Consider the following 2907-nt stretch of genomic DNA (forward strand, 5'->3'; position numbering starts at 1 on the left):
GGCTAGTCAAGAGGGAACTTGATATTGCAAGAATGATTTGTGAGGTGACCCCGGGCGTTCCGCGAGCTGATAGCCCGATCAGGGCGGGGTTAGATCATGCCAACTTTTTCCCTTGCGAAAGTGCTGGTGCACGGTCGAAAGAGAGTCCGCCACCGCTTTCCCCCGGCCTCCGCGCCCCCGTGAGAAGAGTCCGGATAGCTCTCACAAAGGCACGGAGGCACGGCCCTCTTCGCCGCCGACCGGCCGCCACGTCATCTTTCGGCGCCTGTCTTCTCCGCTGAGGAACTGACGTTGGCGTTGAAAACGGACAGGGTCGAGGAGGGCGACGGCAGCACCCCCACCGCCCAGTCCAGCCGGGGCGGGTAGACGCTCATGTCGTAGTACTGGAAGTCGGAGGAGAGGATCAGGGGCTGGTCCGAGACGACCTCGGCCCACCCCACCTCCAGCGGTTCCATGGGGATGCTGAGAGTGACGACGTGTACCGTTTCCCGACTGTCTGCGACCCCCTCGGGGGGACGCCGTGAAGCCTTGAGGGGGAACAGGTTCTGCCCTCTTCCCGGAAACAGGAAAACCAGGCTGTCGCCGCCTCATGCGAGGCCGCGGTTATCCCGTTGCAGGAAATGCCACCTCGGGATATACTGTCCGAAACGCTTGAAAGGAGTGCGGACATGAACAGTCGCCGGGTTTTCACGAGTATTGCGGGATTGGCCCTGGTTTCCCTTTTCCTGGTCCTTGCGGGGTGCGCGAAGGCCCCCGGCGGCGACGGCGCCCAGACCGTCACCGGGTCCGCCCAGCCGGTTTCCGGGACCCCGGGGTTCGAAGGGCAGCCCGCAGCCGGCGGACCGGTCGCCGGACCGGGCGCGGAAGGCCAGCCGCCAGCCGGCGAGGCCTTGCCCCCGCCGCCCCACACCTTTACCTGGGGCGCCGGGTCCACCTTCGAGGTCAAGCTCGCCAGCGGGCTCTCCACGAAAGCCAACAAGTCGGGGCAGCCTTTCTCTGCTGAACTTGCGCTTCCGTTGGAGGACGGCGACTGGGTCGTCGCCGAAAAAGGCGCGGCCGTGTCCGGGACCATCGTGGAGTCGAACCCGGGCGGCCGGGTGAAGGGGGTGGCCTTCCTGGTGCTGACCCTGAATCGCCTCACCCTGGCGGACGGCCGGACGGTGGACCTGAAGACGGACTCCTTCACCCAGAAGGCCCGGACCACCCACGGCAAGGACGCCGCAAAGATCGGCGTCGGCGCGGGTGCCGGCGCGGTGATCGGCGGGATCGCCGGGGGCGGGAAGGGCGCCGCGGTCGGGGCTCTCGTCGGCGGCGGGGCGGGGACGGGCGTGGTCCTGGCCACCCGCGGCGACCCGGCGACCCTCGCCGCCGGCGCCCGCCTGACTTTCCGCCTGGCGGAGCCGGTCACCATCACCCGGCAGTGATGCGGTCGCAAAAAAGGGTGCCGCCCTCGCTGAAACGGTGATTTCGGTAGCGACGGGCGGCATGAATGCCGTCCGTTCAATCGGAAGGTACCATCACCCTCGGGGGATGGCTCAAACAAACGTCTTGCAGACGCTTTCCCGCTTGTTCTCCGACTATTGGCGAACACGCCAGGGTCCAACCGCCGGGGATGTGAAGGAATTAAGAGAAACCACGGGTTCCTGCCGAAGCAGGGCCAGGCCGGCTGGCGAAACCGCCCTCCCCTCCGCCGACCCTTTGACGGGCGCCGGCGACGCTTCCGCTCTGCCGCTTCAATCCCCTTCCGCCTGGGCGAGTTGCATCAGGACCTGGTCCACCGCGTCGAAACGGCCGTTCTCGTCGAGGTCCGCGACGTCCTCGTCCAGGTCCGCCCCCTCCAGGTTCCCCCCGAGCAGCGAGGCTGCCACAACCAGATCCAGGGCGTTGAAGACGACGTCCCAGTTCAGGTCATAGAGAAAGGTGCGCTGAAAGACGCCGGCGCCGCTCGTCCCCGCGTAAACGGTGCCGAAGCTTTTCGGGTGGAAGGCCAGGGAGAGTACGGAAACGTTCCACAGGCCCGTGTTCATGGGTTTCCAGGACTGGCCGCCGTTCGAGGAGCGGAAAACCCCGGCGAGGGTGGCCGCGTAAAGCGTTTTCGTCCATGTGGGCTGGATGAGGAGGGCGTTGACGGTCTGGTCGCCCATGCCCGTCTTCGCCGGGGCCCAGGTGGCGCCGCCGTCTTCCACCGCGGTGGCGTAGAGGACATCGGGGTTGACGGGGGAAACCGTGACCGTTGAAGAGTACCCTTTCAACGGGCCATGGCATTCCCACTCCAGTGTGCCGGCCAGGACGTGAAAACCCCCCGGGGTCAGCCCCGCGAACAGCGTCAGGACAAGGATCAGGCGTTTGGTCATGTCGGTCTCCGGTGCGCCGGCGGATTGCGGTCCCCGGCAAACCCCGGGAGCCGCTGACACGGTGTCGTGAAGTTGGACGGACGGGCCGCGAATTTTCCCCCTCCGCCTTCGGGGTAGGATGAGCCGGGCAGGGGGATGAGGAACGGAGGATGAACAGCTGTTGTTCGTCGCCCTTCGAGCCCTGGAGCCGGTCCTGGACGAGGAGGAGCGGCGGATCCGGAGGACCTTCGACCGGAAGGAGCTGGAGAAAAATGTGAAGGCGGTCCTCCCTGCAGCCCGATCTGCCGAGGTTTCGCTGCGGATCCCGAAAGCGAAAGCGATTGTGGCAACGACAGCGATACCGATTGCGATACCGATTGCGACTGCGATACCGATACCGATACCGACCCCGATGGGAACCCCTCCGGACCTACAGCCTACAGCCTAAACCCCTACAGCCCAACCCGGCTGAGCCGGAACCAAACAGGGCAGCGTTCTGGGACAGTGATTGGTAAACAAAGATTCTGCCCTCTACTTACTATCGCCGGGTTGGGTTAAAATGCAAGCCAAACTT

4 protein-coding genes are annotated in these 2907 nt (G+C 65.5%); 2 read left to right on the forward strand and 2 right to left on the reverse strand.

Features of this window, described 5'->3' with window-relative positions:
• Positions 1-251: 251 nt before the first annotated feature.
• Positions 252-455, reverse strand: a complete 204-nt coding sequence (locus KA419_21030; protein ID MBP7868418.1) for a hypothetical protein — start codon at positions 453-455, stop codon at positions 252-254.
• Between the two features lie 213 nt (positions 456-668).
• Between KA419_21030 and KA419_21035 the strand changes: the two genes are divergently transcribed.
• On the forward strand, positions 669-1424 hold the full coding sequence (locus KA419_21035; protein MBP7868419.1) for a hypothetical protein: 756 nt from the start codon (positions 669-671) through the stop codon (positions 1422-1424).
• Between the two features lie 309 nt (positions 1425-1733).
• Here KA419_21035 and KA419_21040 read toward each other — a convergent pair whose 3' ends face one another.
• Positions 1734-2354: a hypothetical protein gene (locus KA419_21040; protein MBP7868420.1), complete on the reverse strand. Its 621-nt coding sequence runs from the start codon at positions 2352-2354 to the stop codon at positions 1734-1736.
• 160 nt (positions 2355-2514) lie between these two features.
• Here KA419_21040 and KA419_21045 point away from each other — a divergent pair, with 160 nt between their 5' ends.
• A complete protein-coding gene (locus KA419_21045; protein MBP7868421.1) occupies positions 2515-2781 on the forward strand; it encodes a hypothetical protein in 267 nt (88 codons plus the stop codon).
• Positions 2782-2907 lie beyond the last annotated feature (126 nt).

It is taken from the genome of Acidobacteriota bacterium, from assembly GCA_018001935.1.
In the GTDB taxonomy this organism is placed as follows: domain Bacteria; phylum Acidobacteriota; class JAAYUB01; order JAAYUB01; family JAAYUB01; genus JAGNHB01.

Excerpts from the sequence above, each read along its gene's own strand:
- KA419_21040 (MBP7868420.1), bottom strand. The coding sequence starts at position 2,354 with ATGACCAAACGCCTGATCCTTGTCCTGACGCTGTTCGCGGGGCTGACC.
- KA419_21030 (MBP7868418.1), bottom strand. The coding sequence starts at position 455 with ATGGAACCGCTGGAGGTGGGGTGGGCCGAGGTCGTCTCGGACCAGCCC.
- KA419_21035 (MBP7868419.1), top strand. The coding sequence starts at position 669 with ATGAACAGTCGCCGGGTTTTCACGAGTATTGCGGGATTGGCCCTGGTT.